This window comes from Streptomyces sp. 147326, from assembly GCF_045000215.1.
Taxonomy (GTDB): Bacteria; Actinomycetota; Actinomycetes; order Streptomycetales; family Streptomycetaceae; genus Streptomyces.
The window spans coordinates 3,202,190-3,225,398 of record NZ_CP134201.1 but is presented as its reverse complement, the minus strand read 5'-3'; the positions used below and the strand labels follow the sequence as shown (position 1 = coordinate 3,225,398).

Below are 23,209 nucleotides of genomic sequence, written 5' to 3'. Positions count from 1 at the left end.
CCCTACGCTCCCGCACCCGCTCCGGGCGTCCCGGAACCACCGGCGTCCCCGGCGAGCATGTCCGTCCACATCTGGGGGAAGTCCGGCAGGGTCTTCGCGGTCGTCGCCACGTTCTCGATCTGTACGCCCTCCACCGCCAGGCCGATCACCGCGCCCGCGGTGGCCATCCGGTGGTCGTCGTACGTGTGGAACACGCCGCCGTGCATCCGGCGCGGCCGGATGCGCAGGCCGTCCGCGGTCTCGGTGACGTCGCCGCCGAGCGCGTTGATCTCCTCGGTCAGCGCGGCCAGCCGGTCCGTCTCGTGCAGCCGCAGGTGCGCGACCCCGCGCAGTACGGACTCGGAGTCGGCCAGGGCCGCCACCGCCGCGATGCCCGGGGTGAGCTCGCCGACCTCGCTCAGGTCCACGTCGATGCCGTGGATCTTGCCCGTGCCGGTGAAGACCAGGCCCGCGTCGGTCAGCTCGCAGGAGCCGCCCATCTCCGTGAAGATCCGGCGCAGCGCGTCACCGGGCTGGGTGGTGCGGCGCGGCCAGTCCGGGACGGTGACCGTGCCGCCGGTGATCAGGGCCGCGGCCAGGAAGGGCTGGGCGTTGGACAGGTCCGGCTCCACGACCATGTCGCGGCCGAGCAGCGCGCCGGGGGAGACCCGCCACACGTTCTTCTCTCCGCCGGCCTCGGGGGTGTCGACCTGGGCGCCCGCAGCGCGCAGCATCTCCACGGTCATCCGGATGTGCGGCATCGACGGCAGGGTGGCGCCCACGTGCCGGACCTCGACGCCCTGGTTGAAGCGCGGGGCGGAGAGCAGCAGCGCGGAGACGAACTGCGAGGAGTTGCTGGCGTCGATCTCGACCGTCCCGCCCTCCAGGGCCCCGCCGCCCTGGACGGTCATGGGCAGCGCGCCCCGGCCGTCGTCGTCGATCCGGGCGCCGAGCGTGCGCAGGGCGCTGATGACCTGGCCGAGCGGGCGCTCGTAGGAGCGGGGGTCGCCGTCGAAGCGGATGTCCCCGTCGGCGAGGGTGGCGACGGGCGGCAGGAAGCGCATGACGGTGCCGGCGTTGCCGACGTCCACGGTCGTCGGACCATGCAGGGCCGCCGGGATGATCCGCCAGGCCTCGCCGCCCACTGCGCCGTTGGTGGAACTGGCGGAACTGGAGGAGACGGTCTCCTCGATGCCGACGCCCAGCGCGCGCAGCGCGTCGGACATCAGCTGGGAGTCGCGCGAGCGCAGCGGGCGGCGCACCCAGCCCGGCTCGGCGGCGAGCGCGGCGAGCACGAGGGCACGGTTGGTGACCGATTTGGACCCCGGCACCGTGACGGTGGCGTGGACGGTCCCATCGGCGAGCGGAGCGGGCCAGAGGGCAGGGAGCGCGCGGGTCTCGGTCATGGCCCCCACTTTAGTGGCTCCCTCCGGTCCCAGATCTTGATCGCGGGCCGGTCTCACGGGGTGGTCACAGGGCGAGCAGCCAGCGGCCGCCGCCGACCAGTGAACACAGCGCGACGATGTGGAAGAACAGGAGCCACACCACCGGATGCAGGTGGGTGAGACGGCCCAGCTGGTCGGCGTCGGAATCCGGGGCTCCGCCGTTCCTGCGCTTGGCCCCCAGCTCGAAGACCGGCCGGACCCCGCCGAGCAGCAGGAACCACACCACCAGGTAGGCGAAGGCGGCCTGCACCTCGGCCGGCGTCAGCCAGGACACCAGCAGGAAGGCCCCGCCCGTCAGCACCACGGTCAGCGCCCCGTACGCGTTCCGGATCATCACCAGCATCACCAGCAGCAGGGCGGTGGCCGCCCACAGCAGCAGCGTGATCCGGTGCGCGGACAGCAGCGCGGCCCCGCCGAGCCCGAGCAGCGAGGGCGCCGTGTACCCGCCGGCAGCGGTCAGGATCATCCCGAGCCCGGTGGGCTTGCCCCGGCTGACGGTGACCCCGCTCGTGTCCGAGTGCAGCCGTATCCCGCTGAGGCGCCGCCCGGTCAGCAGCGCCAGCAGGCCGTGCCCGCCCTCGTGCGCGATGGTGATGGCGTTGCGCGAGAGCCGCCACAGCGGCCGGGGCCCCACGGCGGCCAGCGCGACCAGGCCGGTCACGATCACCAGCCACCGGTCGGGCGGGGTCTGTATGCCCGTGAGCCGGTCCCACAGGCCGGCCGTCGTGCTGCTGTCCATGAGGTGGCGGACTCCTTGCGTTGGTGGCGTGGGGGTACCTCCCAGCGGTAGCTGGGGGGAGTGACATGGCAGTGTGGCAGCCATGTGCGGACGGTATGCGGCGAGTCGTAGGCCCGAGGACCTCGTGGAGGCATTCGGCATCGAGAAGTGGGAGCCGGAGGAGGCCCTGGCCCCCGACTGGAACGTGGCCCCGACGAAGGAGGTCCACGTCGTCCTCGACCGTCCCCTGAAGGACGCTTCGCACCTGCGTCCGGTTCGCCAGCTGCGCACGCTGAAATGGGGCCTGGTCCCCTCCTGGGCGCAGAACCCCGAAGGCGCCGCCCGGATGATCAACGCCCGGTCCGAGACCCTGCACGAGAAGCCGTCCTTCCGCCGCCCCTTCGCGCAGCGCCGCTGCATCGTCCCCGCCGACGGCTACTACGAGTGGGTCACCGCCCACGACGAGCGCCAGCTGGAGGTGGAGGGGAAGAAGAAGAGGGCCCGCAAGCAGCCCTACTTCGTGCTGCCCTCCGACGGCTCCGTCTTCGCCATGGCCGGGATATACGAGTTCTGGCGCGACCGGACCCTGCCCGACGAGCACCCGCTCGCCTGGTGGGTCACCTGCTCGGTGATCACCACCGAGGCCGAGACGGCGCCCCTGGGCGTGCCCCCGGCCGAGGGGCCCCGCTCGCTGTCCGAGATCCACCCGCGGATGCCGCTGATGCTGACCCCGGACCGCTGGGACGCCTGGCTGGACCCCGCGAACACCGACACCGAGGGCTCCCTGCGGGAGCTGCTGGCGCCGCCGCCGGGCGGGCTGATGCGGGCCTACCCGGTGTCCACCGCGGTGAGCAACGTCCGCAACAACGGGCCGGAGCTGCTGGAAGAGCTGGCCGCGCCGGAAGAGGCGACCCTCTTCTAGGCCCCGCCCCGGGCAGGATGGGGCGCATGACCACGCGTACCGAGAGCGTAGACACCCCGGTGGGCGAGGCCCGCATCACCTGGCACACCGCCCGCGCGGCGAAGCTCGTGCTCGCCGTGAGCCACGGCGCCGGCGGCGGCATCGAGGCCCGCGACCTCCAGGCGCTGGCCGCCGCCCTGCCCGCCCGCGGGATCACGGTCGCGCTGGTCGAACAGCCCTGGCGGGTCGCCGGGAAGAAGGTCGCCGCCGCGCCCAAGGTGCTGGACGGGGGATGGCGCGCGCTGTGGCCCGCGCTCGCGAAGCCCGGGCTGCCGGTGGTCGCGGGCGGTCGCAGCGCCGGGGCCCGGGTGGCCTGCCGGACCGCCGTCGAGCTCGGCGCCGCCGGGGTACTGGCGCTGGCCTTCCCGCTACACCCGCCGGGCCGGCCGGAGAAGTCCCGCGCCGCGGAGCTCACCGGGGCCGGCCGGCCCACGCTCGTGGTCCAGGGCGGCCGGGACCCCTTCGGCCGGCCCGGGGAGTTCCCCGCGGGAGAGCACGCGCTGGTGGAGATCCCGTACGGCGATCACGGTTTCGCGGTCCCGAAGAAGGCGGACCTCACCCAGGACGAGGCCCTCGGGAAGATCACCGCGGCGGTCGCGGAATGGCTCCTGGCGCTCCCGGCCGGGAAGTAGCGGGAGCGGGGAGGAAGCGGATGGCCCGAAAACCCTTCCGGTACGCGGGAATGCGCCGCCCGGCCCTTCTGTTGTCTCGGATGTCGGTACGTACGGGAACTTGTCGGAGGAGAGGGAGCGCATGACCCAGGTCATCAGTCAGAACCGTCGGCAGGCCGCTGACCTGGACTGGACTGTTCTTCCTGCCCCCAAGCGCAGCACGCTTCGGGCGGCGGAGGGCCGGGATGGTCGACTATTCTCCGATTCGAGCGGATCCGCTTTCGGAGCCGCCACGCAGTCGGAGGAGGTGGGTCCTGTCGCTGGGACCGACGAAGGCCACGCGGAGGAGACGACCCCGGAGCGCAATGCGCGCTTCGAGCGGGACGCCCTCGGCTACCTCGACCAGATGTACTCGGCCGCGCTGCGCATGACGCGCAACCCGGCCGACGCCGAGGACCTGGTCCAGGAGACGTACGCGAAGGCATACGCGTCGTTCCACCAGTTCCGCGAGGGCACCAACCTGAAGGCGTGGCTGTACCGCATCCTGACCAACACGTTCATCAACTCCTACCGCAAGAAGCAGCGCGAGCCCCAGCGCAGCGCGGCGGAGGAGATCGAGGACTGGCAGCTGGCGCGCGCCGAGTCGCACATGTCGACCGGACTGCGCTCCGCCGAGTCGCAGGCGCTCGACCACCTGCCCGATTCGGACGTGAAGGAAGCGCTCCAGGCCATTCCCGAGGAGTTCCGCATCGCGGTCTACCTTGCCGACGTAGAGGGCTTTGCGTACAAGGAGATCGCGGACATCATGGGTACACCCATCGGTACGGTCATGTCACGACTGCACCGTGGCCGCCGTCAACTCCGCGGAATGCTGGAGGACTATGCCCGCGAGCGCGGGCTGGTTCCCGCGGGCGCGGGAGAGTCGAACGACCGGAAAGGCTCGGGCTCATGAGTTGCGGAGAGCCGCACGAGACAGAGTGCTCTGAGGTCCTGGACCACCTGTACGAGTTCCTCGACCATGAGATGCCCGACAGTGACTGCACCAAGTTCGAGACCCACTTCGGCGAGTGCAATCCCTGTCTGGAGAAGTACGGCCTGGAGAAGGCCGTGAAGAAGCTGGTCAAGCGCTGCTGCGGGTCGGACGACGTGCCGACCGACCTGCGGTCGAAGGTGATGGGCCGCATCGAGCTGATCCGGTCGGGGCAGGCGGTGCCCGATCACGACGTCACCGCCGACAACCCCGCCCCCGGCTGACCTGATCGGCGAAGCACGGAACAACCGCCCCCGGAAGGGCACTTCGTTCACCCGAATGTGCTAATCCGGGGGCGTCCGCATGGCGTAATACGAAAATGTGGCCCACCTCGCTCGGGGCCCCACTTATTCTCCCCATTCGGTACTGGTTTGATTCGGTACCCGGCTCTAACGGCCCACGGGAGGAGAGCGCCATGCGGGTACTTCCGCCGATGGCGCGCGGATACATCCTGTGCGCCGTCCTCGCGGCCGCGGCGTGCGTCACCCCGGCCCTCACGGATTCCGGTACGTCCTGGGCGGCCGTCGTCCTGCTCGCCCTGCTCTACCTCGGCTGCGAACTCGTCAAGATCTGCCCGCTGCTGGGCAGCCGGGTGCCCGAGGGCATCGGCCCCTTCTTCCCCGTGGTGCTCGCCGCCGTCTTCCTCCTGCCGCCCGCCGCCGCCGCGCTCGTGGCGCTGCCCGGCGGATTCGCGGGGACCGTGGCCGAGCGGCCCGCCCGGGTGCGCCGGGTGTGGCACGGCGCGCAGCAGGCCATGGCCGCCTGGGCCGCCTGCCAGGCGTACGGGCTGCTGCGCGGTCCGGCCGCCCTCGGCGGAGGCCCTTCCGTGGGGTCCGGTCCCCCCGGGTGGGTGGCGGACTTCCCCTACGTGATGCTCCCCGCGGCGGCCGCGGACGTGGTCTTCTGCCTGGTGCTCACCGCCCTCGACGGCGGCATCCTGGCCACCGCCGAACGCCGCCCCGCCGCCACCGCCTGGCGCGGACCGCTCACCCTCTCCCTCGCCCCGCACTGCGTCCACGGCCTCGCCGGACTGATGATGGCCGTCATGTGGCGCAGCCCGTACGGGCTCCCGGCGGCCCTGCTCGTGCTGCTGCCGATGTACATCTCCTGCTGGGTCTTCGCCCAGTACCACCGCGAGCGCGCCGCCCACCGGGCCACCATCCGCGCCCTCGTCCAGGCCGTCGACATCAAGGACCGCTACACCCGCGGCCACAGCGAACGGGTCGGCCAGGCCTCCGCGATGATCGCCCGCGAGCTGGGCATGGCCGACGACCGGATGGAAGTCGTGCGGATCGCCGGGATCCTCCACGACGTCGGCAAACTGGGCGTCCCCACCCGGCTGCTGCGCAAGGACGGGCCGCTCACCCCGGAGGAACGCCGGATCATCGAGCTGCACCCCGAGTACGGGCACGAGATGGTGCGCGGCATCGGCTTCCTCGGCGAGGCCCGGTCCGCGATCCTGCACCACCACGAGCGGGTCGACGGCTCCGGCTACCCGTACGGGCTGACCGGCGAGCAGATCCCGGTCCTGGCCCGGGTGGTGGCGGTGGCCGACGCCTTCGACGCGATGACCTCGACCCGTTCCTACAGCCGGGCCCGGCCGGTGCCGGTGGCCCTGGCCGAGCTGGACCGGTGTGCCGGGGCCCAGTTCGACCCGGCGATGGTACGGGCCCTGACGGGCGCCATCGGCCGGCACGGCTGGCACCCGGTGGTCACCTCGGACGAGGACCTCCAGGTGATCAGCGGAAACGCTCTCGCTGGGGTCGCGGGTGCCGGGGTGCCGGGGCCGGGGCTGTCCGTACCGCCGGGCCAGGACCCCTGCCCGGCCGCACCGGCTCCGCCCGCCGACGGGGTCCGGGCGGCTCCCGGCCCGGCCGACGGGAACGGCGGCCCCCTTCCCGAGGGTGCCCGCACCGCCCGATCGGCTGCGCGGACGGCGTTGCGCGCCCTGCCCGCGCAGGACGCGCCGCCCGCCGGGGGCGACGGCCCCGGGAGCGAGGCTCCGCCCGCCGCCGGGCGGCGCGGTCGCGGCGCGGACGGTGCCGGGGCGGGCGGATGAGGGCCGCGGCCGTGTGGACGGTGCGGGGGGCCGCGGCCGTGCTCACCGTCGTCGCCCTCGGGCACACCCTGTGGAACGGCGTCGTCGAACCCGGTGCCGCCCTGGCCTTCGGCGCGCTGATCGCCGTCGGCGAGCTCGCCCGCCGGGACCAACAGGACGGCTCCCCCGACCGGCTGCCCGCGCCCCTCGGCTCCGCCGGCGCCCTCGCCTACGCCCTGCTCGGCCAGAACGCCGGCCAGCCCACCCGCCACGGGGCGCTCCAGATCGTCGCGGTCGTCGTCGCGGCGGCCCTCGCCGGGATCGTCCCGCACATCGCCCGGGGCCGCGGCCCGGCCCTCGACCACCTGTCCCGCCGGGTGCTCACCGTCGGCTTCGCCGCCGTCTGTTTCCAGCCGCTCTACAACTCCGGCCGGCTGGAGGAACGGGTGGGCCAGGGCCCGTACCTCGTCGTCTTCCTGCTCGGCCTGCTCGGCCTCACCGCCCTGTGCGACGCCGTCCTCGCCGCCGCGCTGGCCGGGGCGCGCACCGGCTGGCCGTACGGGCCCCTGCTGCGCGACGAGCTGGGCGCCCAGCTCGGCATCGGTGCGGCGATCTGCGCCACCGGGGTCGTGATGGCGCTCGGCGCGGCCGTCGCGGGCCTGTGGGCCATACCCGTCTTCAGCGTGCCCCTGCTGCTGACCCAGCTGTCCTTCCACCGGATCACCGCGATCCGCACCACCTACCGCCAGACCATCACCTCCCTGGCCCGCGCCACCGAGATCGCCGGCTACACCCGGCCGGGCCACTCCCGCCGGGTCGCCGCCCTGAGCTGCGCCGTCGGCCGGGAGCTGGGCCTGTCGGAGCGGGAGCTCACGGTGCTGGAGTACGCCGCCCTGATGCACGACATCGGCCAGCTCTCCCTCGTCGACCCGGTTCCGGACGGGGCCACCGCCGGGCTGCCCGCCTACGAGGCCCGCCGGATCGCCGGGCTGGGCGGCGAGGTGGCCCGGCAGACCGGGGTGCCCGCCGAGGTCGCCGTGGTGGTGGAGCGGCAGGCGGACCCCTACCGGCAGCAGCCCGTCCTGGCCCGCATCGTGCGTACGGTGAACGCGTACGACGACCTGGGCGGCGGGAGCCGTCACCCGGGCGGCTCACTGGCCGCCCTGGAACAGCTCCGCCTGGGCACCGGGCACGATTACCAGCCGGAGGTCGTGGAGTGTCTGGCGAGGGTTCTGGCCAGGGGTGGACGTGACAGAGTTGTTCCTGTCCGACCGGGGTAACCCATGGGTAATGAGCGGCCGTCCGAGTGGGCATGGTTGGATGCCAGTAAGAGTGTCCGCAAGGCTGCACCGTTGTCCCCCAGCCACCGCTGGGAGGGTGCCCCCAGGCAGGCGGGAATCGTGAGGATCTTCGGGAAGGTACGGCATCGGCCCTCCGCCTCGTGGCGGCAGGCCACCGACCGCGCGTTCACGCTGATCGGCGACGGGCGGTACGAGGACGCGGGCGCGCTCCTGACCAGAGCCGCGGACCTGGAGCCCTGGCTGTCCGAGTCCTGGTTCAATCTGGCCCTGCTGCACAAGTTCCGGCACGACTGGGAGCAGGCACGGGCCGCCGGACTGCGCGCCGTGGCCCTGCTGGACCGTGAGACCGGCGCCCCGGACTGGTGGAACGTCGGCATCGCCGCGACCGCGCTGCAGGACTGGCCGCTGGCCCGGCGGGCCTGGCAGGCGTACGGGCTGAAGGTGCCCGGCGACGCGCACGGCGCGGGCGGCAAGGGCAGTGGCGAACCGGTCGGCATGGAGCTCGGCAGCGCCGCCGTGCGGCTCTCGCCGGAGGGCGAGGCCGAGGTGGTCTGGGGCCGCCGGCTGGACCCGGCCCGGATGGAGGTCCTGTCGATCCCGCTGCCCTCCTCGGGGCGGCGCTGGGGCGAGGTCGTGCTCCACGACGGGGTCCCGCACGGCGAGCGGGTCACCGCGGCCGGCCCCTCGTACCCCGTCTTCGACGAGATCGAGCTGTGGGCGCCGTCGCCGGTGCCGACCTGGGTGGTGCTGCTGGAGGCGGCCACCGAGGCGGACCGCGACGCGCTGGAGCAGCTGGCCTCGGACGCGGGCTTCGCCGCCGAGGACTGGTCCTCGTCGGTGCGGCTGCTGTGCCGGACCTGCTCGGAGAGCGAGATGCCCAGCGACGAGGGCGACGGCGAGCACCTGGATCCGCACGACCACAGCGAGCCGGGGCACCCCGGACCGCTGGGGCACCGTACGGCCGGCTCCGGCTCCCTGTGGGTGCCCGAGCGCGAATGCGGTATCGCGGCGCCGGCCGGTCTGGTGCGCGGACTGCTCGACGGCTGGGTCGCGGACAGCCCGGGCACCCGTGAGTGGCGGGATCTCGAAGAAGTCTGCTGAGCCGGGCCGTAGGCTGTACGGGCACATCGGTGGCCATTGGCGACCACCGGTGACTTGGACTTACGGAAGGCGTACGGCGGACATGTCGCAGCAGGAGAACGAGGTTGTCGAGGTCGTGAACGACGGGTACGTAGTGGACACGGAGGACTGTGCGGAGCGCGAGCTCGCCCACCGTGAGCGCGGCACCGCCCGCCCGATCACCGTCGTCGGCAACCCGGTCCTGCACAGCGAGTGCAAGGACGTCACCGAGTTCGGCGACGAGCTGGCCCAGCTGATCGACGACATGTTCGCCAGCCAGAAGGCCGCCGAGGGCGTGGGCCTCGCCGCGAACCAGATCGGCGTGGACGCGAAGGTCTTCGTCTACGACTGCCCGGACGACGACGGCGTGCGGCACACCGGTGTCGTCGTCAACCCGAAGCTCGTCGAGCTGCCCGCGGGCACCCGGGTGCTGGACGACTCGAACGAGGGCTGCCTGTCGGTCCCGACGGCGTACGCCTCGCTGGCCCGCCCGGACTATGCCGAGGTCGAGGGCCAGGACGCCCAGGGCAACCCGATCAAGGTGCGCGGCACCGGCTACTTCGCCCGCTGCCTCCAGCACGAGACCGACCACCTGTACGGCTACCTCTACATCGACCGCCTCTCGAAGCGGGACCGCAAGGACGCCCTGCGGCAGATGGAAGAGGGCACCCCGCGCTACGAGACCGTCCCGAACGCGTAGCCCCTCGGCCGGCTAGGCGGCCTGCGGGCCCCGGAAGGCGCGCCGGAAGGAATTCGGCGTGGTGCCCAGGGTCCGCAGGAAGTGGTGGCGCAGGGCGGCCGCGTTGCCGAAGCCGGAGCGGCCGGCGATCGCGTCCACCGTCTCGTCGGTCGACTCCAGCAGTTCCTGGGCCAGCAGGACCCGCTGCCGCAGCACCCACTTGTACGGGGTGGTGCCGGTCTCCTGGAGGAAGCGGCGGGCGAAGGTGCGCGGTGACATGTGCGCGCGCTCCGCGAGCTGCTCGACGGTGATCTCCTCCTCCAGGTGGCGGGCCATCCACTCGATCACCTCGCCCACGGTGTCGCAGGAGGTGCGCGGCAGCGGCCGCTCGATGTACTGGGCCTGCCCGCCGTCCCGGTGGGGCGGTACGACCATCCGCCGCGCGATGGTGTTGGCCACCTCGGCCCCGTGCTCCTGGCGGACGAGGTGCAGGCAGGCGTCGATGCCGGAGGCGGTGCCGGCGGAGGTGATCACTGGGCCCGCGTCGACGTACAGCACGTCCGGGTCGACCAGCGCCCGCGGGAAGCGCCGGGCCAGCGTCGCGGCGTGCATCCAGTGCGTGGTGCAGTGCCGGCCGTCCAGCAGCCCCGCCGCCCCGAGCACGTACGCGCCGCTGCACACACTGACCACCCGCGCTCCCCGGTCCACCCCGCGGCGCAGCGCCTCCAGCAGCGGTTCCGGGAACGTGCGCTCGCCCGCGTCACGGAAGGCGGGCACGCAGATCAGGTCGGCGCTCTCCAGCCGCTCCAGCCCGTGCTCGGGGGAGACCGTGAATCCGGTGCCGGACATGGCCAGCGGACCTTCCTGCGCCGCGCACACGGCGAAGTCGTACACCGGCAGTCCGTGATCGCTGCGGTCGATTCCGAAGACTTCGCAGAAGATCCCGAACTCGAAGGGGGCGATCTCGTCGAGGAGGGCCACGGCCACGTTGGTCAGCATGGCTCCAGTGTGGCAGTAATTCGCTCTTTCATGACAGTCCTGCCACTGTGCGAGTTTTCCCCACGGGAGGAGAGTGGAGACATGAACACCTTCCTGAGCTACCTCACCGTCCTTGCCGTCGCCGCCCTGGTGCTCGCCCCCAGCCTGTACGGGGTCCTGCGCGACCGTCGGATCGACCGGCAGCTGCGGGCCGTCGAGACCCGGCTCGTGTGGCTGCCGCGCCAGAAGGCCGGCGGCCTGCCGCCCACCGTCCGCCGGCCCCGCCCCCGGCACAGCGGGATGCACTGGGGCCCCGTCGCCCACTGAGCCGGGGGCGACCGTGCACACGGGCAGCCGGACGATCGGGCGCCGGAAACGCGAGAAGCCGGGACGCGGTGGTGATACCGCATCCCGGCTTCGCGGCGTTACCGCGTCCCGGCCGGGGGCCCTGGAAGACCGGGGACCCTAGAAGTCCTCGTCCAGGTCGACCGTGCCCTCGACCGCGACCTGGTAGGCCGACGGACGGCGCTCGAAGAAGTTGGTCAGCTCCTGGACGCCCTGCAGCTCCATGAAGGAGAACGGGTTCTGCGAGCCGTACACCGGGGCGAAGCCGAGGCGGACCAGACGCTGGTCCGCGACGCACTCCAGGTACTCGCGCATCGACTCGGTGTTCATGCCCGGCAGGCCGTCGCCGCACAGGTCGCGGCCGAACTGCAGCTCCGCCTCCACGGCCTCCTTGAGCATGTCGGTGACCTGCTGCTGGAGGGCGTCGTCGAAGAGCTCCGGCTCCTCCTTGCGGACCGTGTCCACGACCTCGAAGGCGAAGTTCATGTGCATGGTCTCGTCACGGAACACCCAGTTGGTGCCGGTGGCCAGGCCGTGCAGCAGGCCGCGCGAGCGGAACCAGTACACGTACGCGAAGGCGCCGTAGAAGAACAGGCCCTCGATGCACGCGGCGAAGCAGATCAGGTTCAGCAGGAAGCGGCGGCGGTCGGCCTTCGACTCCAGCCGGTCGATCTTCTCGACCGAGTCCATCCACTTGAAGCAGAACTGCGCCTTCTCGCGGATGGACGGGATCTCCTCGACCGCGTCGAACGCGGCCGCGCGGTCGTCCGGATCGGGCAGGTAGGTGTCGAGCAGCGTCAGGTAGAACTGGACGTGCACGGCCTCCTCGAACAGCTGGCGCGACAGGTACAGGCGCGCCTCCGGGGAGTTGATGTGCTTGTAGAGCGTCAGCACCAGGTTGTTCGAGACGATCGAGTCACCCGTCGCGAAGAACGCGACCAGGCGGCCGATCATGTGCTGCTCGGCCGGCGTCAGCTTCGCGAGGTCCGCGACGTCCGAGTGGAGGTCGACCTCCTCCACCGTCCACGTGTTCTTGATCGCGTCCCGGTAGCGCTCGTAGAAGTCCGGGTAGCGCATCGGGCGGAGCGTGAGCTCGAAGCCCGGGTCCAGGAGGTTCTTGTTGTCGGTGGAGCTCATTACTGGCAGGCCTCGCAGGACTCGGGGTTCTCAAGGGAGCAGGCCAGAGCGTCGGCGTCGACGGCCTGCGGGAGCGGGGTGGCGGCGGCCGGAACGGCGGACGCGGACGCGGCGCGGGCGATCTTCGTCGCGGGGCGCGAGCGCAGGTAGTAGGTGGTCTTCAGACCCTGCTTCCAGGCGTACGCGTACATCGAGCTGAGCTTGCCGATGGTGGGCGTCTCCAGGAACAGGTTCAGCGACTGCGACTGGTCCAGGAACGGCGTACGGGCCGCCGCCATGTCGATCAGGCCGCGCTGCGGGATCTCCCACGCCGTGCGGTACAGCTCGCGGACCTCGGCCGGGATCCAGCCGAACCCCTGGACCGAGCCGGAGGATTCGCGCAGCGCCTCGCGGGTCTGGGCGTCCCACACGCCGAGCGCCTTCAGCTCCTCCACCAGGTAGCCGTTCACCTGGAGGAACTCACCGCTGAGCGTCTCGCGCTTGAAGAGGTTGGAGACCTGCGGCTCGATGCACTCGTACACGCCGGCGATCGAGGCGATGGTGGCCGTCGGGGCGATGGCGAGGAGCAGGGAGTTGCGCATGCCGGACTTCGCGACCCGGGTGCGCAGTGCGTCCCAGCGCTCCGGCCAGTTCAGCTCCACGTCGTAGTGGTCCGGGTGCAGGACGCCGCGCGCGGTGCGGGTCTGCTCCCAGGCCGGCAGCGGGCCGCTGCGCTCGGCCAGGTCGCACGAGGCCTCGTACGCCGCGAGCATGATGCGCTCGGAGAGCTTGGTGGAGAGGGCCTTCGCCTCGGGGGAGTCGAAGGGGAGCTTCATCTTGAAGAAGACGTCCTGGAGGCCCATCGCGCCCAGGCCCACCGGGCGCCAGCGGGCGTTGGAACGGCCGGCCTGCTCGGTCGGGTAGAAGTTGATGTCCACCACGCGGTCGAGGAAGGTCACGGCGGTGCGGACGGTCTCGTCCATCCGCTCCCAGTCGATCTCGCCGTCGACGACGAAGGCGCCGAGGTTGACCGAGCCGAGGTTGCAGACGGCCGTCTCGCCGTCGTTGGTGACCTCGATGATCTCGGTGCACAGGTTCGAGGAGTGCACGACCGTGCCCGGCTCGGCGGTCTGGTTCGCCGTGCGGTTGGAGGCGTCCTTGAAGGTCATCCAGCCCTGGCCGGTCTGCGCGAGGGTGCGCATCATCCGGCCGTACAGGTCGCGGGCGGGCATGGTCTTGCGGGCCAGGCCCTCCGCCTCGGCCTTGCGGTAGGCGGCGTCGAACTCGTCGCCCCACAGGTCGACCAGCTCGGGCACGTCGGCCGGGGAGAACAGCGACCACTCGGCGTCCGCGTTCACGCGGCGCATGAACTCGTCGGGGACCCAGTGGGCGAGGTTCAGGTTGTGCGTACGGCGCTGGTCCTCACCGGTGTTGTCGCGGAGCTCCAGGAACTCCTCGATGTCCGCGTGCCAGGTCTCCAGGTAGACGGCGGCGGCGCCCTTGCGGCGGCCACCCTGGTTCACGGCGGCGACGGAGGCGTCGAGGGTCTTCAGGAACGGCACGATGCCGTTGGAGTGGCCGTTGGTGCCGCGGATCAGGGAACCGCGGGCGCGGATGCGGGAGTACGACAGGCCGATGCCGCCGGCGTGCTTCGACAGGCGCGCCACCTGGTGGTAGCGGTCGTAGATCGAGTCGAGCTCGTCCAGCGGGGAATCCAGCAGGTAGCAGGAGGACATCTGCGGGTGCCGGGTGCCGGAGTTGAAGAGGGTGGGGGAGGAGGGCAGGTAGTCGAGGCGGCTCATCAGCCGGTACAGCGAGGTCACTTCCTCGAGGGCCTGGACGCTCTCGTCCGCGGCGAGGCCGCAGGCCACGCGCAGCATGAAGTACTGCGGGGTCTCGATGACCTGACGGGTGATCGGGTGGCGCAGCAGGTAGCGGCTGTGCAGGGTGCGCAGGCCGAAGAAGCCGAAGCGGTCGTCGGCGCCCTCGGCGAGGGTGTGCTCGACCAGCGCGTCCAGCCGGTTCGCGTGCGTGCGCACGAACTCGGCGGTGCGGTCGGCGATCAGGCCCTCGCGGTGACCGACCTCGACCGAGGCCGAGAAGGAGGTGGAGCCCTGACTCGCGGCCTCGTCGCGCACGGCCAGCGTCAGCAGCCGGGCGGCGAGCTTCGAGTAGGCGGGGTCCTCGGAGATCAGACCGGCGGCGCCCTCGGTGGCGAGACCGCGGAGTTCGGCCTCGTCGGCGGCGGAGCTGCGGCCGCGGAGCGCGGCGGCGGCGACGCGCCCGGGGTCGGTGTCGGGGAGGTCCGCCGTCAGTTCGGTGAGGGTACGCAGCAGCGTGGCCCCCGGGCCCTCGGTGTTGTCGCCAGAAACGGACTCGGCGCGCGGTGCGGAAGGCGCGATGGTCACGGCGGGAGCTCTCCCTCGCTCGGCCCGGTCATCGGCGGAGCGGGGCGCGAGCGGGCGCATGCGGGCGTGGTAGGAACGCGTACACACCGCATGGCGTCCACCGGCCCAACCGCGAGGCCCGGACGTGTCGGCACCCGGTTCGGTCGAGCCGGGCGCGCTGTCGGCAGGTCATCGGACTTGGTGTCCGGTAGGCGGACACTTCATACCGTTGCGGGACAGTTCCGGATTCACACCGGATTCCCCTGCGCGACAGCAGCCTTGAGCATACATGTGGGGGCGGCCGTATGCGGCAACCCCCACATGTAGTGTCGGCGCGGCTACAGCTTGAGCCGATACGCGAGGAGTGTCAGGCCCGGGATCGGCGCCCAGTCCCGCTCGGGAACGCGTACGAAGCCCAGTTGCGCGTAGATCCGGTGGGCGCCGGCCATGCTGCGCTGGGTGGAGAGCACGACGCCCGTCACCCCCTCGATGGCCCGCGCCCGCTCGACGCACGCCCGCACCAGAGCCTCACCGGCGCCCTGGCCGCGCGCCGCCCGGGCCACCGCGAGCATCCGGAACTCCGCCTCGTCGGGGGCGGCGATGTCGGCGAGCGGGCTGCCGGGGGCGGCGAAGGTCACCCCGCCCAGGATCCGCCCGTCCCGCTCGGCGACGAGCACCTCGGCCCGGGCGGCCCGGCCGGCCACGTCGCGCAGCACGTTCAGGTAGCCGTCGTCCTCGTTGAAGTCCAGGTGCCCGTCGGCGAGGTAGGCCTGCGCCGTGATCTCACCCAGTTCCGCGTATTCGGCGGGCAGCGCCGTTCTGATCACCATGTCCATGCGGTCGAGTGTGCAGGACGGGTGTCGGCGGGCGGCGCTATGGTCGAAGAAGCACCGTCGAGGAAGGCGAGCGAGGCATGACCGTGATGACCGACAGGCCCCACATGACGATCGCAGAGTTCGAGCACCTGGCCCGGATAGCGGCCCGCGAGGCGGAGGGGCTGCGACTGGAGTTCATCGGTGGGGTGCTGAGGAGCAAGGCCATGCCAGACGGGGACCACGGGCGGATCATTCTGTGGCTGACACGGATCTGCATGCAGCACCACCCGGATTTCTGGCTGCACCCAGGGCAGGGGATCAAGGCGGAACAGTACCGGGAGGGCCGTGCTATTCCGGACGGGGTTCTGGCGCACGAGGACGCGTTCGTGGGACAGGGCGACTGGGTGGATCCGAGCCCGATCCTGATGGCTGTCGAGGTGACCTCGTGGGACTCCGACACCGAGCGGCGCGACCGGATCGAGAAGCCGCGCGCTTATGCGCAGACCGGTATTCCCGTGTACCTGCTCATCGACCGGCTCAAGTGCCAGGTTCTCGTCCACAGCGACCCGGATGGCGACCGCTACGAAACTGTGCGCACCGTTCCCTTCGGCAAGGAAGTCAAGCTTCCCGACCCCGTCGGCATCACGCTCCAGACAGAGGTCCTCAAGGACTGGGTGCGCTGACCCCGTCCAGGCCGAAGGCCCCGCCGGAAGCATCCGGCGGGGCCTTCGGGGTGCGGGGCGGCTCAGCAGCAGCGGAAGCCCTCGCGGGGGTCCGCCTCGCGGGCGTCCGTACGGGCGCGTTCGAAGGCGCGGCGGGTGAGGACCTCCGCGTCCGGGTCGTGGGAGCGGGCGTGGGCCACGTAGCGGTCGTACGCGGCCTCCCCCGAGAACTCCCGGACGTAGAACCGGGCCCTGGCCAGCGCGCTCCGTACGGTGCTCACGCCACGGGCTCCTTGACGTGTCCGCCGCCCGCCTCCGGGCCCGCCGCGGCGAGCTCCGCCCGCTCCTCGGCGGTCGCGATCAGTCCGGCCGGGGCGACGATCTTCGACTCGGTCCACGGGACCTCGGAGAGGGTCGCCGACTCCGGGTTGCGGACGGCCCTGAGGCAGGTCCGGGCCGCGTCCGCGAGGACCACGATGATCAGGACGGCGAAGAAGGCGCACAGCACGCCGTCGACCGTGGCGTTGGTGACGACGGTGTGCATGTCGTCCATGTTCTTCGCCGGCGGCAGGACCTTGTCGGCGTCGATTCCGGCCTGGTACTTGTCGCGCTGGGCGAAGAAGCCGACCTTCACGTCCTCGGAGAAGATCTTCTGGTAGCTCGCGGTGAGGGTCACCGTGGCGTCCCAGACCAGCGGAACGCCCGTCACCCAGGCCCACTTGAGCCGTCCGGACTTGACCAGCAGGGTGGTGCAGACGGCCAGCGCGACCGCGGCGAGCAGCTGGTTGGCGATGCCGAAGAGCGGGAAGAGCTGGTTGATGCCGCCGAGCGGGTCCTTGATGCCGACCCACAGGAAGTAGCCCCAGCCGCCGACGACGATCGCGCTCGCGAACCACACGCCGGGCTTCCAGCTGACGTCCTTGAAGGACTTGTGCACGTTGCCGAGGGTGTCCTGGAGCATGAACCGGCCCACGCGGGTGCCCGCGTCGAGCGTCGTCAGGATGAACAGCGCCTCGAACATGATCGCGAAGTGGTACCAGAACGCCTTCATGCCGGCGCCGCCGACCACGGCGGAGAAGATCTCCGACATTCCGAGTGCGAAGGTCGGCGCGCCGCCCGTGCGGGAGAGCAGGCTGGCTTCCTCGACGTCCTTGGCGGCCTGGGTGAGCGCCTCGGGGGAGATGGCGAAGCCGAAGTTCGTCACCGCCTGGGAGGCGGACTCGACGGTGGTGCCGATGACCCCGCCGGGGGAGTTGACCGCGAAGAAGAGGCCGGGCTCGATGATGCAGGCCGCGATGATCGCCATGACGGCGACGAAGGACTCGGTCAGCATCGCGCCGTAGCCGATCATGCGGACCTGGGTCTCCTTCTGGATCATCTTCGGGGTGGTTCCCGAGGAGACCAGGGCGTGGAAGCCGGAGAGCGCGCCGCAGGCGATGGTGATGAAGACGAAGGGGAACATCGACCCGGCGAAGACGGGGCCGTCGCCGCTCGCCGCGAAGTCGGTGACCGAGGGCATCTTCAGGGTGGGCATCGCGATGACCACGCCGAGCGCGAGGAGCGCGATGGTGCCGACCTTCATGAAGGTGGAGAGGTAGTCGCGGGGCGCGAGCAGCATCCACACCGGCAGGACCGATGCCAGGAAGCCGTACACGACCATCCAGATGACCAGCGTCTCCTTCTCCAGGGTGAACGTGCCGGCGAAGGAGGACTCGGCGACCCAGCCGCCCGCGACGATGGCGAGCAGGAGCAGCGCGACGCCGATGACGGAGACCTCGGTGACCCGGCCCGGCCGCAGGACGCGCAGGTAGAAGCCCATGAAGACGGCGATCGGGATGGTCATGCCGATGGAGAAGACGCCCCAGGGCGAGTGCGCCAGGGCGTTGACGATGACCAGGGCCAGCACCGCCAGCAGGATGATCATGATGGCGAACACGGCGACCAGGGCGGCGGCCCCGCCGACGGGGCCGATCTCGTCCCGGGCCATCTGGCCGAGCGAACGCCCGTCGCGGCGGGTGGAGAAGAAGAGGGTGACCATGTCCTGGACGGCGCCGGCGAAGATGACGCCCGCGACGATCCAGATGGTGCCCGGCAGGTAGCCCATCTGCGCGGCGAGCACGGGTCCGACGAGCGGGCCCGCGCCGGCGACGGCGGCGAAGTGGTGGCCGAAGAGCACCCGGCGGTCGGTGGGATGGAAGTCGACACCGTTGTCAAGACGTTCGGCGGGGGTGGCCCGGGTGGCGTCGACCTTCAGTACGCGGTCCGCGATGAAGCGCGCGTAGAAGCGGTAGGCGATGGCGTACGAGCCCAGTGCGGCGGCGAGCAGCCACGCCGCGGAGATCTCCTCGCCGCGGGAGAGCGCGAGCACGCCCCAGCCGATGGCGCCGACGAGTCCGACGAGCACCCACACGGCGATGGACTTGGGAGAGGGCGAGCCGGGCGTCGTGCCCGGACTCGCCGCGTCCCGTTCTGTCCCTGTTGCTTCCGGTTCAGGCATGACCTCGTCCCCTCGTCGATCATCTGCGTAAGGGCAGGGAATCTACGGGGGATCGCCCGGTGAGCGTAAGGGTCCGTCCGTATTCCGGTATGTGAAGGAATTCGGTAGGCCGGGGTCCGGCGGGCGGGGCTGGACGGGCTCGGACGGGGCTGAACGTACGAGGTCAGACGGCGGGGCGCTTGAGCCGGGCGACGAACTTGTACCGGTCGCCGCGGTACACCGACCGCACCCACTCCACCGGTTCCCCGTCGGCGTCCAGGGAGTGCCGCGACAGCATCAGCATCGGCAGGCCGACGTCCGTGCCGAGCAGCCCGGCCTCGCGCGGGGTGGCCAGCGAGGTCTCGATCGTCTCCTCGGCCTCGGCCAGGTGGACGTCGTAGACCTCGGCGAGGGCCGTGTAGAGGGAGGTGTACTTGGCGAGCGAACGGCGCAGCGCGGGGAAGCGCTTGGCCGACAGGTGCGTGGTCTCGATGGCCATCGGCTCGCCGCTGGCCAGGCGCAGTCGCTCGATGCGCAGCACCCGTCCGCCGGTGGTGATCTTGAGCAGTCCCGCGAGGGTGTCGTCGGCCGTCACGTAGCCGATGTCGAGGAGCTGGGAGGTGGGTTCCAGTCCCTGGGCCCGCATGTCCTCGGTGTACGAGGTGAGTTGGAGCGCCTGGGAGACCTTGGGCTTGGCGACGAAGGTGCCTTTGCCCTGGATCCGCTCCAGTCGTCCCTCTACGACCAGTTCCTGGAGGGCCTGCCGGACGGTGGTCCGCGAGGTGTCGAATTCGGCCGCGAGCGTGCGCTCCGGCGGCACCGGGGTGCCGGGCGGCAGCGTCTCGGTCATGTCGAGCAAGTGCCGCTTGAGTCGGTAGTACTTGGGAACACGTGCCGTGCGGGTGGCTGCCCCGCCGTCCGGCTCCGTGGTCGCCCCTTCGGTGGCCATCGCCGCCCGCCTTCCCGACTCCAGTTTCGCTGCCGTCACCGGCTCCTCCGATATGTGCGGTCACATCGTGACACGAGTGGGGGGACAGGCCTTCTCTCTCCCCAGGTGTCGGTCCGATAACGGACCGGGCACCCGCTCATTAGACCCTTGACACCCCTAAAGGTCTAGGCCAAGCTCCAGCTACTGGTCTAAACCAATATGGATCAGATCCCGGCCCCACGGCAGTACTTCGCGTATGTCACCGCGGCGGGCGAGGGAAGTGCAGGCAGGCATCCCTGAGGAGGGTGGCGTGAAGCGCAAGCTCATCGCGGCGGTCAGTGTCGCGGGCATGATGGTCGGAGTCGCGGCGTGCGGCAACGGCGGCGACGACAAGGCGAAGACCGACGCGGGTGGCGCCAGGGAGATCACCGTCTGGGTGATGGACGGCTCCGCTCCCAAGGCCTGGATCGACGAGGTCAACAAGGAGTTCTCGGCCAAGCACCCCGGTGTCACGGTCAAGATCGAAGAGCAGAAGTGGACCGGCATCCAGGAGAAGGTCACCACGGCCCTCTCCGAGAACAACCCGCCGGACGTCCTTGAGCTCGGCAACACGCAGACCGCCGGCTACGCGGTCACCGGCGGGCTCGCCGACCTGACGAAGGACAAGGCCAAGCTCGGCGCCGACGCCTGGCAGAAGAGCATGCTCGCCTCGGCCGAGATCGACGGCAAGCTCTACTCCGCTCCGTGGTACGCCGCCAACCGCGTGGTCATCTACGACAAGAAGGCCTACGAGAAGGCCGGCGTCACCCCGCCGAAGACCCGCGACGAGTGGATCGCCGGTCTGGAGAAGCTGAAGGCGGCCGACCCGGCCTCGCAGCCGATCTACCTGCCCGGCCAGAGCTGGTACGTCCTCGCCGGCTTCGTCTGGGACGAGGGCGGCGACCTCGCCGTCAAGGACGGCGCCAAGTGGAAGGGCGGACTGGGAACCCCGCAGGCCGCTTCCGCCGTCGAGTTCTACAAGAAGCTCCAGTCCTTCTCCACCGCCCCCAAGGACAAGGACGAGGCCAACCCGCAGCAGTCCACCGACATCGTTCCCAAGGGCGGCGTCGCCTCCTGGATCGGTCTCGGCTGGGAGGCCGGCGGCGCCGAGAAGGCCCTGAAGGACGCGGGCAAGGAGGCCGACTTCGGCTACTTCCCGATCCCGGGCAAGACCGCGGACAAGACCAGCACCGTCTTCCTCGGCGGCTCGAACCTCGCGATCGCCGAGCGCTCCAAGAACAAGGAGCTCGCCAAGGAGTGGCTGGCCCTCGCCGCAGGCAAGGACCAGATGACCAAGTACGCCGCCGAGACCAAGGGCGCCCTGCTGCCGAACCAGGCCGGCGCGAACTTCACCCCGGCCGCCGGCTCCTTCGCCGAGGCCATGGGCAAGGCCGGCGTCAACGGCAAGATCACTCCGGTCACCGCGGGCTGGGCGAACGTCGAGACCGAGCCGAACCCCATCAAGGAGTTCATGACCAAGGTCCTGAACGGTGAGGACGCCGCCAAGGCGGGCGCGGACGCGGACAAGGAAATCGCGAACCGCATCAACAAGTAGTCCCACCCCGCAGTTCCCGCACCACCCAGCAGTGTGATCGCACCGGGGGCACGGCAGGCGCCACGCCGCCTGCCGTGCCCCCGGTGCGCATTTGACTCCACAGTCAACCGCGAGGAAGCCACGCCATGACCGTGCACTCCCAGGGAGCGATGACCGCCGCTCCACAGGACGCACCACAGAAGTCCGCCGGACGGCCCGAGAAGTCCGCGTCCCCGACCGGTCCCGGTCCCACGTCTCCTCGCGGGGGCAGAAAGTCGCTCCCCTCGGGGTGGCTGCCCTACCTGTTGGTCGCACCGGCGGTGCTCGCCCTCGCGACACTGCTGCTGTACCCGCTGATCAAGAACGTGATCCTGTCCTTCCAGGACATCAACAAGATCGAGTTCATCCAGCGGAAGTACCCCTTCGCGGGGTTCTCCAACTACACCGAGCTGATCGGTGACGCGGACTTCTGGACCGTGGTCGTCCGCAGCTTCGCCTTCACCGCCGCCAACGTCGCACTGATCATGGTGCTCGGCAGCCTCATCGGCATCCTGCTGAACCGGCTCGGCAAGAAGATGCGGCTGGTCCTGTCGATGGCGCTGGTGATGGCCTGGGCCATGCCGATCGTCGCCTCCGTGCAGGTCTTCAAGTGGCTGTTCGACGAGCAGTTCGGCGTCATGAACTGGGTGATGCGCACCGCCGGCTTCGCCGGATACGAGCAGCACAACTGGATGCAGACGGGCCTCTCGACCCTGACGATCGTCACCGTCCTGGTGGTCTGGGGCTCCATCCCCTTCGTCGCCCTCAACATGTACGCCGGACTCACCACGGTCGGCGCCGAGCTGTACGAGGCCGCCCGGATGGACGGCGCCAACGGCTGGCAGACCTTCTGGAAGATCGTCTTCCCGAACCTCAAGCCGTTCTTCCTCATCACCACCTTCCTCGAGGTGATCTGGGTGTTCAAGGCCTTCACCCAGGTCTACGCCATGAACAAGGGCGGCCCCGACCGCGCCTCCGAGATCCTCCCGGTCTTCGCCTACGTCGAGGGCCAGAGCCAGGCCCACTACGGCCTCGCCGCCGCGATCTCCGTCCTGACGATCCTCATCCTCGTGGTCGTCATGTCCTTCTACTTCCGCCTGATCCTGAAGCAGGAGGAGGAGCAGTGAGCAGCACCACGACCACCACCGCGCCGAAGCCCGCGCAGCAGCTCCGCAAGCGCCGCCCGGTCCGCCCCGCCGCCGTCGCCAAGAACCTCGGCGCGCTCCTCCTCGCCCTGGTCTTCGTCTTCCCCGTGTACTGGATGTTCTCCTCGGCCCTCAAGCCGTCGAGCCAGATGCTCACGAAGGACCCGGTCTTCGTCTTCACCCCGACGCTCGACAACTTCACCAAGGCCACCGGGGTCTCCAACTTCTGGACGTACGTCACCAACAGCGTCCTGGTCACCGTCGGAGCCGTCGCGCTGGCCCTGCTCGTCGCCCTCGCCGCGAGCTTCGCGATCGCCCGGATGAGGTTCAAGGGCCGCAAGGGCCTCGTCCTCACCGTGATGATGGCCCAGATGGCCCCCTGGGAGGTCATGGTCATCGCGATGTACATGATCGCCCGCGACGGCGAGATGCTGAACAGCCTGCCGCTGCTCACCGCGATCTACTTCGTGATGATCCTCCCCTTCACCATCTGGACCCTGCGCGGCTTCATCGCCGCCGTCCCGGTGACCCTGGAGGAGGCGGCCCAGATCGACGGCTGCACCCGCGGGCAGGCCTTCCGCAAGGTGATCTTCCCGCTGCTGGCCCCCGGCCTGATGTCCACCTCGCTCTTCGGCTTCATCACGGCCTGGAACGAGTTCGCCATGGTCCTGATCCTGAACAAGGACAAGAGCGCGCAGACCCTGCCGCTCTGGCTCACCGAGTTCATGTCGGCCTTCGGCAACGACTGGGGCGCCACCATGGCCGCGTCCTCGCTCTTCGCGGTCCCGGTCCTGCTCATCTTCATCTTCCTCCAGCGCAAGGCCGTCGGCGGCATGACCGCCGGCGCCGTGAAGGGATAACGGC

General features: G+C 70.8%; 22 protein-coding genes and 1 riboswitch. Of the genes, 13 read left to right on the top strand and 9 right to left on the bottom strand.

The features are described from left to right. Window positions 1-2: 2 nt before the first annotated feature. Window positions 3-1,385 (bottom strand): 3-phosphoshikimate 1-carboxyvinyltransferase, encoded by a 1,383-nt coding sequence (aroA, locus tag RIU97_RS14045; protein ID WP_404956699.1) that lies wholly within the window; start codon window positions 1,383-1,385, stop codon window positions 3-5. 64 nt (window positions 1,386-1,449) lie between these two features. Next, window positions 1,450-2,163: a M50 family metallopeptidase gene (locus RIU97_RS14040; protein ID WP_404956697.1), complete on the bottom strand. Its 714-nt coding sequence runs from the start codon at window positions 2,161-2,163 to the stop codon at window positions 1,450-1,452. Window positions 2,164-2,245: 82 nt separating this feature from the next. Between RIU97_RS14040 and RIU97_RS14035 the strand changes: the two genes are divergently transcribed. The 8 genes from RIU97_RS14035 (at window position 2,246) to def (ending at window position 9,902) form a co-directional block, all read left to right on the top strand. Next, complete coding sequence (locus tag RIU97_RS14035) at window positions 2,246-3,064, top strand: SOS response-associated peptidase (protein ID WP_404956695.1); 819 nt, start codon at window positions 2,246-2,248, stop codon at window positions 3,062-3,064. 26 nt (window positions 3,065-3,090) lie between these two features. Next, window positions 3,091-3,735: an alpha/beta family hydrolase gene (locus RIU97_RS14030; RefSeq protein WP_404956693.1), complete on the top strand. Its 645-nt coding sequence runs from the start codon at window positions 3,091-3,093 to the stop codon at window positions 3,733-3,735. A 286-nt stretch (window positions 3,736-4,021) separates the two neighbouring features. Next, complete coding sequence (locus RIU97_RS14025) at window positions 4,022-4,666, top strand: sigma-70 family RNA polymerase sigma factor (RefSeq protein ID WP_030709911.1); 645 nt, start codon at window positions 4,022-4,024, stop codon at window positions 4,664-4,666. Continuing rightward, window positions 4,663-4,968 (top strand): mycothiol system anti-sigma-R factor, encoded by a 306-nt coding sequence (rsrA, locus tag RIU97_RS14020; RefSeq protein ID WP_326588104.1) that lies wholly within the window; start codon window positions 4,663-4,665, stop codon window positions 4,966-4,968. The genes RIU97_RS14025 and rsrA overlap by 4 nt, the downstream gene beginning before the upstream one ends. A 191-nt stretch (window positions 4,969-5,159) precedes the next feature. Further along, on the top strand, window positions 5,160-6,803 hold the full coding sequence (locus RIU97_RS14015; RefSeq protein WP_404956690.1) for an HD-GYP domain-containing protein: 1,644 nt from the start codon (window positions 5,160-5,162) through the stop codon (window positions 6,801-6,803). Beyond that, window positions 6,800-8,062: an HD-GYP domain-containing protein gene (locus RIU97_RS14010; RefSeq protein WP_404956688.1), complete on the top strand. Its 1,263-nt coding sequence runs from the start codon at window positions 6,800-6,802 to the stop codon at window positions 8,060-8,062. The genes RIU97_RS14015 and RIU97_RS14010 overlap by 4 nt, the downstream gene beginning before the upstream one ends. A 120-nt stretch (window positions 8,063-8,182) precedes the next feature. After that, a complete protein-coding gene (locus RIU97_RS14005; RefSeq protein WP_404956686.1) occupies window positions 8,183-9,184 on the top strand; it encodes a tetratricopeptide repeat protein in 1,002 nt (333 codons plus the stop codon). An 82-nt stretch (window positions 9,185-9,266) separates the two neighbouring features. Beyond that, window positions 9,267-9,902, top strand: coding sequence for a peptide deformylase (def, locus tag RIU97_RS14000; protein ID WP_319722992.1), 636 nt, complete (start codon window positions 9,267-9,269; stop codon window positions 9,900-9,902). 12 nt (window positions 9,903-9,914) lie between these two features. Here the strand turns inward: def and RIU97_RS13995 are convergent, their stop codons facing one another. Beyond that, on the bottom strand, window positions 9,915-10,880 hold the full coding sequence (locus RIU97_RS13995; RefSeq protein ID WP_319722991.1) for a helix-turn-helix domain-containing protein: 966 nt from the start codon (window positions 10,878-10,880) through the stop codon (window positions 9,915-9,917). 81 nt (window positions 10,881-10,961) lie between these two features. On the opposite strand from RIU97_RS13995, the gene RIU97_RS13990 reads away from it, so the two are divergent. After that, the gene (locus tag RIU97_RS13990; RefSeq protein ID WP_404956683.1) at window positions 10,962-11,186 is read left to right on the top strand and encodes a hypothetical protein; all 225 of its coding nucleotides are present in this window, start codon (window positions 10,962-10,964) and stop codon (window positions 11,184-11,186) included. A gap of 138 nt (window positions 11,187-11,324) precedes the next feature. Here RIU97_RS13990 and RIU97_RS13985 read toward each other — a convergent pair whose 3' ends face one another. The 3 genes from RIU97_RS13985 to RIU97_RS13975 all read right to left on the bottom strand — a co-directional run bounded on the left by RIU97_RS13985 (window position 11,325) and on the right by RIU97_RS13975 (window position 15,543). Continuing rightward, on the bottom strand, window positions 11,325-12,341 hold the full coding sequence (locus RIU97_RS13985) for a ribonucleotide-diphosphate reductase subunit beta (RefSeq protein WP_361753023.1): 1,017 nt from the start codon (window positions 12,339-12,341) through the stop codon (window positions 11,325-11,327). Next, window positions 12,341-14,728, bottom strand: a complete 2,388-nt coding sequence (locus RIU97_RS13980; protein ID WP_404956680.1) for a ribonucleoside-diphosphate reductase subunit alpha — start codon at window positions 14,726-14,728, stop codon at window positions 12,341-12,343. The genes RIU97_RS13985 and RIU97_RS13980 overlap by 1 nt, the downstream gene beginning before the upstream one ends. 144 nt (window positions 14,729-14,872) lie before the next feature. Further along, a riboswitch (cobalamin riboswitch) is annotated at window positions 14,873-15,004 on the bottom strand. Between the two features lie 41 nt (window positions 15,005-15,045). Beyond that, window positions 15,046-15,543, bottom strand: coding sequence for a GNAT family N-acetyltransferase (locus RIU97_RS13975; protein ID WP_404956678.1), 498 nt, complete (start codon window positions 15,541-15,543; stop codon window positions 15,046-15,048). A gap of 77 nt (window positions 15,544-15,620) precedes the next feature. Between RIU97_RS13975 and RIU97_RS13970 the strand changes: the two genes are divergently transcribed. Continuing rightward, window positions 15,621-16,205: a Uma2 family endonuclease gene (locus RIU97_RS13970; RefSeq protein WP_404956676.1), complete on the top strand. Its 585-nt coding sequence runs from the start codon at window positions 15,621-15,623 to the stop codon at window positions 16,203-16,205. Window positions 16,206-16,267: 62 nt separating this feature from the next. Here RIU97_RS13970 and RIU97_RS13965 read toward each other — a convergent pair whose 3' ends face one another. The 3 genes from RIU97_RS13965 to RIU97_RS13955 all read right to left on the bottom strand — a co-directional run bounded on the left by RIU97_RS13965 (window position 16,268) and on the right by RIU97_RS13955 (window position 19,609). Continuing rightward, window positions 16,268-16,465: a CstA-like transporter-associated (seleno)protein gene (locus RIU97_RS13965; RefSeq protein WP_397729155.1), complete on the bottom strand. Its 198-nt coding sequence runs from the start codon at window positions 16,463-16,465 to the stop codon at window positions 16,268-16,270. Next, window positions 16,462-18,681, bottom strand: a complete 2,220-nt coding sequence (locus RIU97_RS13960) for a carbon starvation CstA family protein (RefSeq protein WP_404956674.1) — start codon at window positions 18,679-18,681, stop codon at window positions 16,462-16,464. Before RIU97_RS13960 ends, RIU97_RS13965 begins: the two co-directional genes overlap by 4 nt. Before the next feature lie 163 nt (window positions 18,682-18,844). Further along, on the bottom strand, window positions 18,845-19,609 hold the full coding sequence (locus tag RIU97_RS13955; protein WP_030709888.1) for a GntR family transcriptional regulator: 765 nt from the start codon (window positions 19,607-19,609) through the stop codon (window positions 18,845-18,847). A 289-nt stretch (window positions 19,610-19,898) separates the two neighbouring features. Here RIU97_RS13955 and RIU97_RS13950 point away from each other — a divergent pair, with 289 nt between their 5' ends. The 3 genes from RIU97_RS13950 to RIU97_RS13940 all read left to right on the top strand — a co-directional run bounded on the left by RIU97_RS13950 (window position 19,899) and on the right by RIU97_RS13940 (window position 23,205). Further along, window positions 19,899-21,182 (top strand): extracellular solute-binding protein, encoded by a 1,284-nt coding sequence (locus tag RIU97_RS13950; protein WP_404956671.1) that lies wholly within the window; start codon window positions 19,899-19,901, stop codon window positions 21,180-21,182. A gap of 125 nt (window positions 21,183-21,307) precedes the next feature. Further along, on the top strand, window positions 21,308-22,327 hold the full coding sequence (locus tag RIU97_RS13945; RefSeq protein WP_404956669.1) for a carbohydrate ABC transporter permease: 1,020 nt from the start codon (window positions 21,308-21,310) through the stop codon (window positions 22,325-22,327). Then, window positions 22,324-23,205: a carbohydrate ABC transporter permease gene (locus RIU97_RS13940; protein ID WP_404956667.1), complete on the top strand. Its 882-nt coding sequence runs from the start codon at window positions 22,324-22,326 to the stop codon at window positions 23,203-23,205. Before RIU97_RS13945 ends, RIU97_RS13940 begins: the two co-directional genes overlap by 4 nt. Window positions 23,206-23,209: the final 4 nt, after the last annotated feature.

Bases quoted from the DNA above. Each gene is read 5' to 3' on its own strand.
- aroA (WP_404956699.1), bottom strand. From the start codon at position 1,385: ATGACCGAGACCCGCGCGCTCCCTGCCCTCTGGCCCGCTCCGCTCGCC.
- RIU97_RS14040 (WP_404956697.1), bottom strand. From the start codon at position 2,163: ATGGACAGCAGCACGACGGCCGGCCTGTGGGACCGGCTCACGGGCATA.
- RIU97_RS14035 (WP_404956695.1), top strand. From the start codon at position 2,246: ATGTGCGGACGGTATGCGGCGAGTCGTAGGCCCGAGGACCTCGTGGAG.
- RIU97_RS14030 (WP_404956693.1), top strand. From the start codon at position 3,091: ATGACCACGCGTACCGAGAGCGTAGACACCCCGGTGGGCGAGGCCCGC.
- rsrA (WP_326588104.1), top strand. From the start codon at position 4,663: ATGAGTTGCGGAGAGCCGCACGAGACAGAGTGCTCTGAGGTCCTGGAC.
- RIU97_RS14015 (WP_404956690.1), top strand. From the start codon at position 5,160: ATGCGGGTACTTCCGCCGATGGCGCGCGGATACATCCTGTGCGCCGTC.
- RIU97_RS14010 (WP_404956688.1), top strand. From the start codon at position 6,800: ATGAGGGCCGCGGCCGTGTGGACGGTGCGGGGGGCCGCGGCCGTGCTC.
- def (WP_319722992.1), top strand. From the start codon at position 9,267: ATGTCGCAGCAGGAGAACGAGGTTGTCGAGGTCGTGAACGACGGGTAC.
- RIU97_RS13995 (WP_319722991.1), bottom strand. From the start codon at position 10,880: ATGCTGACCAACGTGGCCGTGGCCCTCCTCGACGAGATCGCCCCCTTC.
- RIU97_RS13990 (WP_404956683.1), top strand. From the start codon at position 10,962: ATGAACACCTTCCTGAGCTACCTCACCGTCCTTGCCGTCGCCGCCCTG.
- RIU97_RS13985 (WP_361753023.1), bottom strand. From the start codon at position 12,341: ATGAGCTCCACCGACAACAAGAACCTCCTGGACCCGGGCTTCGAGCTC.
- RIU97_RS13975 (WP_404956678.1), bottom strand. From the start codon at position 15,543: ATGGACATGGTGATCAGAACGGCGCTGCCCGCCGAATACGCGGAACTG.
- RIU97_RS13970 (WP_404956676.1), top strand. From the start codon at position 15,621: ATGACCGTGATGACCGACAGGCCCCACATGACGATCGCAGAGTTCGAG.
- RIU97_RS13960 (WP_404956674.1), bottom strand. From the start codon at position 18,681: ATGCCTGAACCGGAAGCAACAGGGACAGAACGGGACGCGGCGAGTCCG.
- RIU97_RS13955 (WP_030709888.1), bottom strand. From the start codon at position 19,609: ATGGCCACCGAAGGGGCGACCACGGAGCCGGACGGCGGGGCAGCCACC.
- RIU97_RS13945 (WP_404956669.1), top strand. From the start codon at position 21,308: ATGACCGTGCACTCCCAGGGAGCGATGACCGCCGCTCCACAGGACGCA.